We start from the raw sequence: 11,979 nt of genomic DNA on the forward strand, positions 1-11,979 counted from the left end.
TCAGTCGCGGCCCAGCTCCAGCTCGACGCCGAACTGCCGCGACAGGCACGGCCACTGCTGCCAGGCCATGACCACCTGCGGGTCGTTGAGGCGGGCGCGGTAGCTGACGGCGGATTCGGCACTGAAGGTGCTGTTGTCGAGCATGCCGTTGACCGCGTGGTGCACCGCTTCATCCAGCTGGTTGGCGAAGGGCTCGCCGATCAGTTGGTGCGCCACCAGGTTGGCCACGGTGGTGTCCAGCGGGATCAGCGGCTGGTTGAAGTGGGCGATGTAGCGGTCATTCACCTCTTCCACCAGGCGGTGGGCGAGGTAAGCCTCATCCAGCAGCGCGTCGAGGCCGTCGTGGCCGTCGAGCAGTGCGGGCGGAGTGAGGAAGAACTGCTCGGCGAGCTTGAGCACCGGCTTGATGCGGTCCTCGATGCCGGCCGCGCGGGCCACCGAGTTGGCGGCGTCGAGGAAGTCGGGCACCTGTTCGATGTAGGCGTGGACGAAGCGCGTCAGCGTGCCGCTGGGGTCCTCTCCCGTCAGGGCGATGCTCTTGTGCAGGCTTTGCAGTTGGCTCTGGATCAGGCGGGCGAGATGGCCATGGCGGGATTCGAGCAGGTGGGCATTCCGGATCAGCTCACGCAGTGCAGCGGTGTTCATGACAGCTCCAAGACAACGGGTTTGGAAAGTGAAGAAAGACCTTAGCCGCACCCCGGCCGTAGCTAAGACGCGATTGTCATATTCATGAACTGTTTATGCCGAAGCAGCATATCAGACGGCCAGCATGGTACTCCAAAGCCGCGCCGTCCGTGGCTTTGAGATCGCACTTCGGTCTTTCAAACACAGTTTTTACTCTGCGTTGTTATGTCGCAACCCGTGGCTATACTCCGCTTCGACACACCGAAAACCTGATGGACCCGGCCTGCCCTGCGTGCTGCCGAGGTACGACGTCAAAGTAAGTTGTCTTGGCGGTCACTCCCTTGGCCGTTGGCTTGTTCAGGCTCGATCCCTCTGGAATGGGGATCGCAGCCAGGGCGCTATGCCGGCGGGATAAAAACAACGATAAGGGGAACCCGAATGCTGCGACATCCACGAGTCTGGATGGGCTTCCTTTTGCTCTTGGCTTTCAGTCAGGCAAACGCCGCCTGGACGGTCAACATGACCCCCGGTGCGACAGAAGTCAGCCGTAACGTTTTCGATCTGCACATGACGATCTTCTGGATCTGCGTGGTCATTGGCATCGTCGTCTTCGGCGCGATGTTCTGGTCGATGATCGTCCACCGCCGGTCCACCGGGCAGCAGCCCGCGCATTTCCACGAGAGCACCACGGTGGAAATCCTCTGGACCGTCATTCCCTTCCTGATCCTGGTGGTGATGGCCGTTCCGGCCACCAAGACGCTGATCCACATGTACGACACCTCGGAGCCCGAGCTGGACGTGCAGGTCACCGGCTACCAGTGGAAGTGGCAATACAAGTACCTGGGCCAGGATGTGGAGTTCTTCTCCAACCTCGCCACGCCGCAGGACCAGATCCACAACAAGGCCGACAAGGACGAGCACTACCTGCTCGAGGTGGACAACCCGCTGGTGCTGCCCGCCGGGGTCAAGGTGCGCTTCCTGGTCACCTCCAGCGACGTGATCCACTCCTGGTGGGTGCCGGCCTTCGCGGTCAAGCGCGACGCCATCCCCGGCTTTGTCAACGAGGCCTGGACCAAGGTCGACCAGCCCGGCATCTACCGCGGCCAGTGCGCCGAGCTGTGCGGCAAGGACCACGGCTTCATGCCCATCGTGGTGGACGTGAAGTCCAAGCCCGACTTCGACAAGTGGCTGGCCGAGCGCAAGGAAGAGGCGGTCAAGCTCAAGGAGCTGACCAGCAAGGAATGGACGAAGGAAGAACTGGTCGCCCGTGGCGACAAGGTCTACCACACCATCTGCGCCGCCTGTCACCAGCCCGAGGGCCAGGGCATGCCGCCGATGTTCCCGGCGCTCAAGGGTTCGAAGATCGTCACCGGGCCCAAGGAGCACCACCTGGAGACCGTGTTCAACGGCGTCCAGGGCACGGCCATGGCGGCCTTTGGCAAGCAGCTCTCGGAAGTCGACATCGCCGCGGTGATCACCTACGAGCGCAATGCCTGGGGCAACAACGACGGCGACATGGTGACCCCGCAGGACGTGGTCGCCTACAAGCAGAAACAACAATAAGGAGGCCGCGATGAGTACAGTGATCGATCACCCCGACCATTCTCACGCCGGCGACCACCACCACGGCCCCGCCAAGGGCCTGATGCGCTGGGTACTGACTACCAACCACAAGGACATCGGCACGCTGTACCTGTGGTTCAGCTTCTGCGCCTTCCTGCTGGGCGGCTCCTTCGCCATGGTGATCCGCGCCGAACTGTTCCAGCCGGGCCTGCAGATCGTCGAGCCGGCGTTCTTCAACCAGATGACCACCATGCACGGCCTGGTGATGGTCTTCGGCGCGGTGATGCCGGCCTTCGTCGGCCTGGCCAACTGGATGGTGCCGCTGATGATCGGCGCGCCGGACATGGCCCTGCCACGGATGAACAACTTCAGCTTCTGGCTGCTGCCGGCGGCCTTCGGCCTGCTGGTGAGCACCCTGTTCATGCCTGGCGGCGGCCCGAACTTCGGCTGGACCTTCTACGCACCGCTCTCCACCACCTTCGCGCCGCACAGCGTGACCTTCTTCATCTTCGCCATCCACCTGATGGGCATGAGTTCGATCATGGGCGCGATCAACGTGATCGCCACCATCCTCAACCTGCGCGCACCGGGCATGACGCTGATGAAGATGCCGCTGTTCGTCTGGACCTGGCTGATCACCGCGTTCCTGCTGATCGCGGTGATGCCGGTGCTGGCGGGCTGCGTGACGATGATGCTGATGGACATCCACTTCGGCACCAGCTTCTTCAGCGCGGCCGGCGGCGGCGACCCGGTGCTGTTCCAGCACGTGTTCTGGTTCTTCGGCCACCCCGAGGTGTACATCATGATCCTGCCGGCGTTCGGCGCCGTCAGCTCGATCATCCCGGCCTTCAGCCGCAAGCCGCTGTTCGGCTACACCTCGATGGTCTACGCCACCGCGTCGATCGCCTTCCTGTCCTTCGTCGTCTGGGCGCACCACATGTTCGTGGTCGGCATCCCGCTGGTAGGCGAGCTGTTCTTCATGTACGCGACCATGTTGATCGCCGTGCCCACCGGGGTGAAGGTGTTCAACTGGGCGTCGACCATGTGGCAGGGCTCGCTGACCTTCGAGACGCCGATGCTGTTCGCCGTGGCCTTCGTCATCCTGTTCACCATCGGCGGCTTCTCCGGGCTGATGCTGGCCATCGCCCCGGCGGACTTCCAGTACCAGGACACCTACTTCGTGGTGGCGCACTTCCACTACGTGCTGGTGCCCGGCGCGATCTTCGGCATCTTCGCCTCGGCCTACTACTGGCTGCCGAAATGGACCGGCCACATGTACGACGAGACCCTGGGCAAGCTGCACTTCTGGATGAGCTTCATCGGCATGAACCTGGCGTTCTTCCCGATGCACTTCGTCGGCCTGGCCGGCATGCCGCGGCGGATTCCGGACTACAACCTGCAGTTCGCCGACTTCAACATGGTCTCGTCCATCGGCGCCTTCATGTTCGGCACCACGCAGCTGCTGTTCCTGTTCATCGTCATCAAGTGCATCAAGGGCGGCAAGCCGGCACCGGCCAAGCCGTGGGATGGCGCGGAAGGCCTGGAGTGGACGATTCCCTCGCCGGCGCCGTACCACACCTTCACCACGCCCCCGGAAGTGAAATAACGATGTTCCTGTAGGAGCGAGCTTGCTCGCGAACGCTTTTTCCGGGCACCCCGGTGCCGGGTGATTCGCGAGCAAGCTCGCTCCTACAAGGGAGGGATAACCCCATGAGCGACGGCAACATCGAAACGCGCAAGCTGGTGACCCGGCTGGTCATTGCCGTGGTCGCCATGTTCGCCTTCGGCTTCGCCCTGGTGCCGCTGTACGACGTGATGTGCAAGGCACTGGGCATCAACGGCAAGACCTCCGGCAGCGCCTACCAGGGCGACGGCCAGGTGGTCGACCAGTCGCGCGAGGTGAAGATCCAGTTCGTCGCCAACAACAACATCGACATGGTCTGGGAGTTCCACCCCGAGGCCGAGCAGTTGGTGGTGCATCCGGGCGCGGTGAACCAGATGTTGTTCGTCGCCTACAACCCCACCGAAAAGCCGATGACCGCCCAGGCAATCCCGAGCATCGCGCCGTCGGTGGCGGCCACCTACTTCCACAAGACCGAATGCTTCTGCTTCACCCAGCAGGTCCTGCAGCCGGGCGAGCGCATCGAAATGCCGGTGCGCTTCATCGTCGACCGCGACCTGCCCAAGGATGTGCGTCACCTGACGCTTGCTTACACGCTGTTCGACATCACTGCCCGCAAGCCACCCGTGGCCAGTAACGAGCGCTGAAGGGCAAAGGAGAACAAGAACGATGGCAACCCACGATCCCTATTACGTCCCCGCGCAGAGCAAGTGGCCGATCATCGCCACCGTCGGCATGCTGGTGACGCTGTTCGGCGTCGGCACCTGGATGAACGACATGAGCGCCGGCAAGGAGCACTCCCACGGCCCGTGGATCTTCTTCGCCGGCGGGCTGATCCTGGCCTACATGCTGTTCGGCTGGTTCGGCAACGTCATCAAGGAGAGCCGCGGCGGCCTCTACAGCCCGCAGATGGACCGCTCGTTCCGCTGGGGCATGAGCTGGTTCATCTTCTCCGAGGTGATGTTCTTCGCCGCCTTCTTCGGCGCGCTGTTCTACGTGCGCCACTTCGTCAACCCGTGGCTGGGTGGCGAAGGCCACCACGGCATCTCGCACATGCTCTGGCCGCAGTTCGAAACCGGCTGGCCGCAGCTGAACAACCCGGACAACAAGCTCTTCCCGCCGCCCAAAGAAGTGATCGACCCGTGGAAGCTGCCGCTGATCAACACCCTGCTGCTGGTCACCTCCAGCTTCACCGTGACCTTCGCCCACCATGCCCTGAAGAAGAACCATCGCGGCCCGTTGAAGCTGTGGCTGGCGCTGACCGTGGCGCTGGGCGCGTGCTTCCTGGTACTGCAGGCCTACGAGTACCACGAGGCTTACAGCGAGCTGGGCCTGACCCTGGGCTCGGGCATCTACGGCGCGACCTTCTTCATGCTCACCGGCTTCCACGGCGCCCACGTGACCATCGGCGCGATCATGCTGAGCATCATGCTGATCCGCATCATCCGCGGGCACTTCGACGCCGACAAACACTTCGGTTTCGAAGCGGCCAGCTGGTACTGGCACTTCGTCGACGTGGTGTGGATCGGGCTGTTCATCTTCGTTTACGTGCTTTAACGCCGGGGGAATTGCCGGACCTGCAGGAGCGAGCTTGCTCGCGAACCGCCCAACACTGAGGCATCAGGACAAAGCATTCGCGAGCAAGAACTGGGCGTCCCCCTCGCTCCTACGAAGAACCAGAGCGGAATCAGAAATGCCAGGGGGCGGAGCTGCCGAGTTGGCCGCTGAAGAAGCCCCAGGCAATAAGAGCGAGCGTCAGGGCGGTGAGGGTGACACGGACGGTCAGCGCATTGACCACCCGCGAACCGTGGCCCTCGTCCTTGACCAGGAAGAACAGGCCACTGAACAGGCTGACGACGGTCGCCAGCAACAACAGAACGATCGCAGCTTTGAGCACTACCGGCCTCCTGTCCGCAGGGGACTGGGGTTGAGGGGGATGTCTTGCAGTATAGCCAGCACGCTACCGAGCACCGTCAAGGCCGCACCACGCGCGCCTTCCGGCCCGGCATCGCGCCGACCCTGGTGGTCCTCGCGCTGCTGCCGGTGCTGATCGGCCTGGGTTTCTGGCAACTCTCCCGCGCCGCCGAAAAACGCACCCTCCTCGCCGCTGCCGAAGTGCAACGCCAGCAGGATCCGATCAGCATCGCCGAGCTCGAGCGCCAGCCGCCGCGCAGCTACGTTCGTGTACGCCTGCAAGGCCAGCTCGACGCCGAGCACACTGCCCTGCTGGACAACCGCACCCGCAACGGCCAGGCCGGCGTCGAGGTGCTGCAGCCCTTCTTCGATCGCGTCGGCCACCAGTGGCTGCTGGTCAACCGCGGCTGGGTGCCCTGGCCCGATCGCCGCGTACCACCGAAGATCGACACACCCAATCATGACCTGCTGCTGGATGCCTGGACCTACGTCCCGCCGCCCGCTACGCCGAGCGCCCCAACCGCCGGCTGGCCGCGCCTGATCACCCAGGTCGACGCGCCCTTCCTCTGGGACCAGCTCGGCCGCGAGGGCCAGGCCATGGAAATTCGCCTGGAGCCGGGCGACGCCGCCTTCGACACCGACTGGCCGATCGTCGCCATGCCGCCGGAGCGCCACGTCGGCTACGCCGTGCAGTGGTTCGCCCTGGCCATCGCACTCTCCGCCCTTTACCTCTACCTCGGCATCCGTCGCGCACGGGAGACCTTCGACCATGACCGCCATGACTCTGCCTGATTCCACCTCCCGCCGCCGCGGCCGGGTACAACTGCTGCTGATCCTCGGCATGGTGCTGGGGCCGATGCTGCTTGCCACCGCCATGTACAAGCTGCAGTTCTGGGTGCCGGAAGGCCGCAGTTACAGCGGCGACCTGATTGCCACCGGCCAGACCCCGGCGGACCTCGGCGTACAAGCCGACCAGTCGAGCGAGCATTGGCAGCTTCTGGTCACCGCGCCGGAAACCTGCACCAGCGACTGCCAGCAACTGGTCTACCTGGCGCGCCAGATCAACATCGGCCTGGGCCGCGAAGCCAGCCGCGCCGAACACGCGCTGGCCTTCGCCAAGCCACTGCCGGCCGAGTTCACCGGCCTGCTCGACAAGGACTACCCGCGCCTGCAGCGCCTGGGCCTGGCGCCCAACCAGCACACCGGCGCCCAGCCGCAACTGTGGATCGTCGACCCGCACGGCAACCTGGTGCTGCGCTACGACGCCAAGGCCAACGGCAAGTCGATCCTCAAGGACCTGCAGCTGCTGCTGAAGCTGTCCAACATCGGTTAAGAGCTCGCCAGCCCCACGACAACAACAAGATCGGGAGCGACGCATGATCCAGGCAAGACGCAAACCCGCCTTCTACCTCGCCGTGCTGGCCACGGCGCTGGCCTTCGTGGTCATCCTGCTGGGCGCTTACACCCGCCTGACCCACGCCGGCCTCGGCTGCCCGGACTGGCCCGGCTGCTATGGCTTCGTCCACGTTCCGCTGAACGAGGCGCAACTGGCCCACGCCGAGATGCACTTCCCCGACTCGCCGGTGGAGGCGCAGAAGGGCTGGAACGAAATGATCCACCGCTACTTCGCCGGCAGCCTCGGCCTGCTGATCCTCGGGCTGGCGGTGCACGCGCTGGTACGTCGCGGCCGCGACGGCCAGCCGATGCGACTGCCGCTGCTGCTGCTCGCCGTGGTGATCGCGCAGGCCGCGTTCGGCATGTGGACGGTCACCCTCAAACTCTGGCCGCAGGTGGTCACCGCGCACCTGTTGGGCGGTTTCACCACCCTGTCGCTGCTGTTCCTGCTCAGCCTGCGCCTGTCCGGCGCCTTCGCCCCGCTGCAGCTGCCGTCGAAGTTGCGCGCACTGGCAGCCCTCGCCCTGCTGATGGTGATCGGGCAGATCGCCCTCGGCGGCTGGGTCAGCAGCAACTACGCCGCGGTGGCCTGCATCGACCTGCCGATGTGCCACGGCGAGTGGTGGCCGAACATGGACTTCGCCAACGGCTTCCACCTCACCCAGCACATCGGCCCGAACTACCTCGGTGGCCAGCTCGACAGCGACGCCCGCACGGCCATCCACATGACCCACCGCATGGGCGCGCTGTGCGTGACCGCGGTGATCCTGCTGCTGGCCTGGAACCTCCAGCGCCACGGCCTGATCGGCATCACCGCACTGATGCTGCTGGGGCTGTCCTTCCAGATCGGCCTGGGCATCAGCAACGTCCTGCTGCACCTGCCGCTGCCGGTGGCGGTGGCGCACAACGGCGGCGGCGCGTTTCTGCTGCTGATGCTGGTGCTGGTGAACTACCGGGTGCGCGCACCCGCGGCGAAGCACGTCGAGCTGCCCGCCAGCAGCCCGATTGCCCTGGACGCCCTGGAGCGCCCGGTGGCCTATCCCTCGCAGGGATGAGATTGCACGGTTGAGCACGACGGCCGGCCGGCGCCAAGGCGCGCCGGCCCCCATTCACCCGATGGAGAAATACCCATGGCCAGCGTCATCAGCACTTCCAGCCAAGCCAGCTGGCGCGACCTGCTCGAACTGACCAAGCCCAAGGTGGTCCTGCTCATGCTGATCACCTCGCTGATCGGCATGCTGCTCGCCACCAAGGCCGGCGTGCCCTGGCAGGTGCTGGTCTTCGGCAACCTTGGCATCGGCCTGTGCGCCGGCGGCGCGGCGGCGGTGAACCACGTGGTGGACCGGCGCATCGACTCGATCATGGCGCGCACGCACAAGCGCCCGCTGGCCGAAGGGCGCGTTTCACCGCCCATCGCGCTGGGCTTTGCCATGCTGCTGTCGGTGGCCGGGATGGCGGTGCTGCTGGTGTTCACCAATGAGCTGACGGCCTGGCTGACGCTGGCTTCGCTGCTGGGCTACGCGGCGCTCTACACCGGTTTCCTCAAGCGTGCCACGCCGCAGAACATCGTCATCGGCGGCCTCGCCGGCGCCGCCCCGCCGCTGCTGGGCTGGGTCGCGGTGACCGGGCAGGTCTCGGCCGAACCGCTGCTGCTGGTGCTGATCATCTTTGCCTGGACGCCGCCGCACTTCTGGGCGCTGTGCCTGCACCGCAAGGACGAATACGCCAAGGCCGATATCCCGATGCTGCCGGTGACCCACGGCGAGCACTACACCAAGCTGCACATCCTGCTCTACACCCTGGTGCTGTTCGCCGTGACGCTGATGCCCTTCGCCATCCACATGGCCGGGCTGGTCTACCTGTTCGCCGCACTGGCCCTGGGCGCGCGCTTCCTCGACTGGGCCTGGGCGCTCTACTGCGGCAGCCGACCCCATGCGGCAATCAAGACCTTCAAGTACTCTATTGCCTACCTGTTCCTGCTGTTCATCGCGCTGCTGGTGGACCACTACCTGCCGCTGCACCTGAACTACTGAGGCCGGTTCGCGAGCAAGTTAGGAGCGAACTTGCTCGCGAAGCCCTTGGCTTCACTCCAGACGTCCCGACCCACGAGTAGCCCATGACCCGAGTCAACAAGACCGTCTTCATCCTCGTCGCCATCGTTGCCGTGATCCTCGGCCTCACCGTCCAGAAGGTGCTCAACCAGCGCCACCAGCTCGACCCGACCGTGCTGCTCGACGCCGGCATCGTGATCCTCCCGCAAACCCGCAGCGTCCCCGACCTGACCTTCACCGACCAGGACAGCCAGCCGTTCCAGACCGCCAGCCTGAAGGAGAAGTGGTCCCTGCTGTTCTTCGGCTACACCTTCTGCCCGGACGTCTGCCCCACTACCCTGGCGCAACTGCGCGAGCTGCAGACCAAGCTGCCGCCGGAAGTGGCGAAGAACCTGCAGGTGGTGTTCGTCAGCGTCGACCCGCACCGCGATACCGCGCCGCGCATCAAGGAATACATCGGCTTCTTCAACGCCGGCTTCAAGGGCATCACCGGCTCGGAAGAGAACGTGCAGAAGCTGGCCAACGCCATGAGCATCCCCTATATCCCGGCCGACACCAGCAAGCCCAACTACACCGTCGACCACAGCGGCAACCTGGTGCTGATCGGCCCGGACGGCACCCAGCACGGCTTCATCCGCGCCCCGCTGCACAACGACAAGCTGGTCGCCCAGCTCCCCAGCGTGATCAGCGCCGCCAACTGATCCCCGCGACACCGTGTCTCACCCCCAACGGCCACCCGATACAGGTGGCCGTTGTTTTTTCTGCGCCATTCGTCTCGATACCAGACAAACGCGAACTTTCTGCTAAACCTCATCTCATGGCTCTGGCGCGGTGTAATACGCGGTCTTGAAGCTTCCGGGCGAATTTCCTGACCCCGTAGTCAATGTAAAAAATCTGCTACAGAAAGCCAGGCATCAGGAATGACTCATACTCCATATTAGAAACATTAATTAACACCTATGCCTGAGCCTGTTGCAGGATTACCGGGCCTTTCGGTGGGCATGGGGAGCCTCTGATGGGTGGTCATTCACGACGAGGATGACATTTCCGTCCGGTCACAATAGGCAATTAGGCTAAACGCCAGGGTCCACGCGGCCTCGGTGGCGACCGGAAAACCACGGGTCCAAACGTGACTTGTAGTTATCGCCTCGTACCACTCCAGAACTTCTTGATGCCCTCCAGGTTCGATTGCACAATGCCGCGGCCACCGGGTCACAGCCCGGTCCACAATAAGAATTAGACCGTTGCCAGTTCGACAACCCGGGTCGCCAACGTAGTAGCCCGGACAATCCCAGGATCACGCAGGAGATTTGCGAGTGCAGATCGGTGTACCCCTCGAGACCCAAGCCGGTGAGACGCGGGTCGCAGCAACGCCGGAAACGGTCAAGAAACTGATCGGGCAGGGCCATCAGGTCGTCATCCAGAGCGGAGCGGGCGTCAGCGCCAGCCTGCCGGATGCTGCCTTTGAGGCCGTTGGCGCGAAGATCGGCACTGCCGCCGATGCCTACGGTTCGGAGCTGGTGCTGAAGGTTGTCGCGCCCAGCGAAAGCGAGCTGGCGCAGATGAAGCCGGGTACCGTGCTGATCGGCATGCTCAACCCGTTCAACAACGAGAACATCGCCCGCATGGCCGAACGCGGCGTCACCGCCTTCGCCCTCGAGGCCGCGCCGCGTACTTCCCGTGCGCAGAGCCTGGACGTGCTCTCTTCCCAGGCCAACATCGCCGGCTACAAGGCGGTGTTGCTCGCTGCCCACCACTACCCGCGCTTCATGCCCATGCTGATGACCGCCGCCGGCACCGTGAAGGCCGCCCGCGTGCTGATCCTCGGCGCCGGTGTCGCCGGCCTGCAGGCCATCGCCACGGCCAAGCGCCTGGGCGCGGTGATCGAGGCCTCGGACGTTCGTCCGGCGGTGAAGGAGCAGATCGAGTCCCTGGGCGCCAAGTTCGTCGATGTCCCCTACGAGACCGACGAAGAGCGCGAGTGCGCCGAAGGTGTCGGCGGTTACGCCCGCCCGATGCCGGCCTCGTGGATGGAACGCCAGGCCAAGGCCGTGCACGAACGCGCCAAGCAGTCGGACATCGTCATCACCACTGCGCTGATTCCGGGCCGCAAGGCACCGACCCTGCTGCATGAAGCGACTGTCGCGGAAATGAAGCCGGGCTCGGTGGTCATCGACCTCGCCGCTTCCCAAGGCGGCAACTGCCCGCTGACCGAGGCCGACCAGGTCGTGGTCAAGCACGGCGTCACCATCGTCGGCCTGAGCAACCTGGCCGCGCTGGTGCCGGCAGACGCCTCCGCACTCTACGCGCGCAACCTGCTCGACTTCCTCAAGCTCACCCTGACCGCCGAAGGCTTCACGGTGAACCTGGAAGACGACATCGTCGCCGCGTGCCTGATGTGCCGTGACGGCCAGATCGTGCGCAAGAACGGCTGAGCCCTTCTTATATAAGAACGCGCCGGACCCCGCGTCCGGCCCTGAAGACCGGTGAGAAACTATGGAAGACATGCTGATCTCCCACGGCATCTACAACCTGATCATCTTCGTGCTGGCGATCTACGTCGGCTACCACGTGGTCTGGAACGTCACCCCTGCCCTGCACACCCCGCTGATGGCGGTGACCAACGCCATCTCGGCAATCGTGATCGTCGGCGCCATGCTGGCCGCCGCCCTGACCGTCACCCCGCTGGGCAAGGCCATGGGCACCCTGGCCGTGGCCCTGGCTGCAGTGAATGTGTTCGGTGGCTTCCTGGTCACCCGCCGCATGCTGGAAATGTTCAAGAAGAAAGCGCCGAAGGCGGAGAAGCACTGA

At 64.5% G+C, this 11,979-nt stretch carries 13 protein-coding genes; 11 read left to right on the plus strand and 2 right to left on the minus strand.

The genetic code is table 11. From position 1 onward, the window contains the following. Positions 1–645 carry a hypothetical protein gene (locus tag UB43_RS17890; protein WP_045213534.1) on the minus strand — a complete coding sequence of 215 codons (645 nt, stop codon included), beginning with the start codon at positions 643–645 and terminating at the stop codon, positions 1–3. Positions 646–1,062: 417 nt separating this feature from the next. On the opposite strand from UB43_RS17890, the gene coxB reads away from it, so the two are divergent. From coxB to UB43_RS17910, 4 genes are all read left to right on the plus strand, one after another. Continuing rightward, complete coding sequence (gene coxB, locus UB43_RS17895; protein ID WP_082085861.1) at positions 1,063–2,187, plus strand: cytochrome c oxidase subunit II; 1,125 nt, start codon at positions 1,063–1,065, stop codon at positions 2,185–2,187. Positions 2,188–2,197: 10 nt separating this feature from the next. Continuing rightward, a complete protein-coding gene (gene ctaD, locus UB43_RS17900) occupies positions 2,198–3,793 on the plus strand; it encodes a cytochrome c oxidase subunit I (protein WP_017517728.1) in 1,596 nt (531 codons plus the stop codon). Positions 3,794–3,897: 104 nt separating this feature from the next. Beyond that, on the plus strand, positions 3,898–4,455 hold the full coding sequence (locus UB43_RS17905) for a cytochrome c oxidase assembly protein (protein ID WP_045213537.1): 558 nt from the start codon (positions 3,898–3,900) through the stop codon (positions 4,453–4,455). A gap of 22 nt (positions 4,456–4,477) precedes the next feature. Beyond that, a complete protein-coding gene (locus tag UB43_RS17910) occupies positions 4,478–5,365 on the plus strand; it encodes a cytochrome c oxidase subunit 3 (RefSeq protein WP_045213540.1) in 888 nt (295 codons plus the stop codon). Between the two features lie 130 nt (positions 5,366–5,495). On the opposite strand, the gene UB43_RS17915 is transcribed toward UB43_RS17910, so the two are convergent. Continuing rightward, positions 5,496–5,705: a twin transmembrane helix small protein gene (locus UB43_RS17915; RefSeq protein ID WP_037011706.1), complete on the minus strand. Its 210-nt coding sequence runs from the start codon at positions 5,703–5,705 to the stop codon at positions 5,496–5,498. Between the two features lie 44 nt (positions 5,706–5,749). On the opposite strand from UB43_RS17915, the gene UB43_RS17920 reads away from it, so the two are divergent. The 7 genes from UB43_RS17920 (at position 5,750) to UB43_RS17950 (ending at position 11,979) form a co-directional block, all read left to right on the plus strand. After that, the gene (locus tag UB43_RS17920; RefSeq protein ID WP_045213543.1) at positions 5,750–6,514 is read left to right on the plus strand and encodes an SURF1 family protein; all 765 of its coding nucleotides are present in this window, start codon (positions 5,750–5,752) and stop codon (positions 6,512–6,514) included. After that, positions 6,492–7,055, plus strand: a complete 564-nt coding sequence (locus UB43_RS17925; protein WP_045213546.1) for a hypothetical protein — start codon at positions 6,492–6,494, stop codon at positions 7,053–7,055. Before UB43_RS17920 ends, UB43_RS17925 begins: the two co-directional genes overlap by 23 nt. A gap of 43 nt (positions 7,056–7,098) precedes the next feature. Then, a complete protein-coding gene (locus UB43_RS17930; protein ID WP_045213549.1) occupies positions 7,099–8,172 on the plus strand; it encodes a heme A synthase in 1,074 nt (357 codons plus the stop codon). Positions 8,173–8,247: 75 nt separating this feature from the next. Next, positions 8,248–9,150 (plus strand): heme o synthase, encoded by a 903-nt coding sequence (gene cyoE, locus UB43_RS17935; RefSeq protein WP_045213552.1) that lies wholly within the window; start codon positions 8,248–8,250, stop codon positions 9,148–9,150. A gap of 83 nt (positions 9,151–9,233) precedes the next feature. Continuing rightward, entirely contained in the window at positions 9,234–9,869 is a 636-nt protein-coding gene (locus tag UB43_RS17940; RefSeq protein ID WP_045213554.1) for an SCO family protein, read from the plus strand. A gap of 615 nt (positions 9,870–10,484) precedes the next feature. Further along, positions 10,485–11,603 (plus strand): Re/Si-specific NAD(P)(+) transhydrogenase subunit alpha, encoded by a 1,119-nt coding sequence (locus tag UB43_RS17945; protein ID WP_045213556.1) that lies wholly within the window; start codon positions 10,485–10,487, stop codon positions 11,601–11,603. Between the two features lie 61 nt (positions 11,604–11,664). Continuing rightward, positions 11,665–11,979 carry an NAD(P) transhydrogenase subunit alpha gene (locus tag UB43_RS17950; RefSeq protein ID WP_015474896.1) on the plus strand — a complete coding sequence of 105 codons (315 nt, stop codon included), beginning with the start codon at positions 11,665–11,667 and terminating at the stop codon, positions 11,977–11,979.

It is taken from the genome of Pseudomonas sp. 21, assembly GCF_000955805.1.
Taxonomy (GTDB): domain Bacteria; phylum Pseudomonadota; class Gammaproteobacteria; order Pseudomonadales; family Pseudomonadaceae; genus Pseudomonas.

Excerpts from the sequence above, each read along its gene's own strand:
- UB43_RS17930 (WP_045213549.1), top strand. The coding sequence starts at position 7,099 with ATGATCCAGGCAAGACGCAAACCCGCCTTCTACCTCGCCGTGCTGGCC.
- UB43_RS17890 (WP_045213534.1), bottom strand. The coding sequence starts at position 645 with ATGAACACCGCTGCACTGCGTGAGCTGATCCGGAATGCCCACCTGCTC.
- UB43_RS17910 (WP_045213540.1), top strand. The coding sequence starts at position 4,478 with ATGGCAACCCACGATCCCTATTACGTCCCCGCGCAGAGCAAGTGGCCG.
- cyoE (WP_045213552.1), top strand. The coding sequence starts at position 8,248 with ATGGCCAGCGTCATCAGCACTTCCAGCCAAGCCAGCTGGCGCGACCTG.
- ctaD (WP_017517728.1), top strand. The coding sequence starts at position 2,198 with ATGAGTACAGTGATCGATCACCCCGACCATTCTCACGCCGGCGACCAC.
- UB43_RS17950 (WP_015474896.1), top strand. The coding sequence starts at position 11,665 with ATGGAAGACATGCTGATCTCCCACGGCATCTACAACCTGATCATCTTC.
- UB43_RS17925 (WP_045213546.1), top strand. The coding sequence starts at position 6,492 with ATGACCGCCATGACTCTGCCTGATTCCACCTCCCGCCGCCGCGGCCGG.
- UB43_RS17905 (WP_045213537.1), top strand. The coding sequence starts at position 3,898 with ATGAGCGACGGCAACATCGAAACGCGCAAGCTGGTGACCCGGCTGGTC.
- UB43_RS17940 (WP_045213554.1), top strand. The coding sequence starts at position 9,234 with ATGACCCGAGTCAACAAGACCGTCTTCATCCTCGTCGCCATCGTTGCC.
- coxB (WP_082085861.1), top strand. The coding sequence starts at position 1,063 with ATGCTGCGACATCCACGAGTCTGGATGGGCTTCCTTTTGCTCTTGGCT.